Genomic DNA, 348 nt, shown 5'->3' with positions numbered 1-348 from the left:
CTACTATAGGGAGTGGGGCCGATCCGGTCAAGAATAATTTCTGTGTTTTTGTTCGTCCGCTCAAGCCGTGTGCACTTTGCTGAAAACTGCGGCGAACGGTAGGGCAGAAGCCATGAAAGGGTGAGCAAATCAGAAGTAAGGCTCGTGGATAACCGGCGGAAATGGGAATCACGGTTGCTGAGGGGGGGGGGGAGATGCGCAGAGCGCCATGCAAAAAAAAAGCCTGGACGCGAATCCAGGCTTTCTCTTTTGAATTTGGCGGTGAGAGAGGGGTTCGAACCCTCGATACACTTTCGCGTATACACACTTTCCAGGCGTGCTCCTTCAGCCACTCAGACACCTCACCGT

Annotated in this window: 1 tRNA gene; it reads right to left on the bottom strand. The window is 53.4% G+C overall.

The features are described 5' to 3' along the window. Positions 1–256: 256 nt before the first annotated feature. Positions 257–346, bottom strand: a tRNA-Ser gene (locus KQX66_RS39075). Between the last annotated feature and the right edge of the window lie 2 nt (positions 347–348).

Origin of the sequence: Paenibacillus oleatilyticus (assembly GCF_018998565.1) — a bacterium.
In the GTDB taxonomy this organism is placed as follows: domain Bacteria; phylum Bacillota; class Bacilli; order Paenibacillales; family NBRC-103111; genus Paenibacillus_G; species Paenibacillus_G oleatilyticus.
This window is presented reverse-complemented; position numbering and strand designations above follow the sequence as displayed.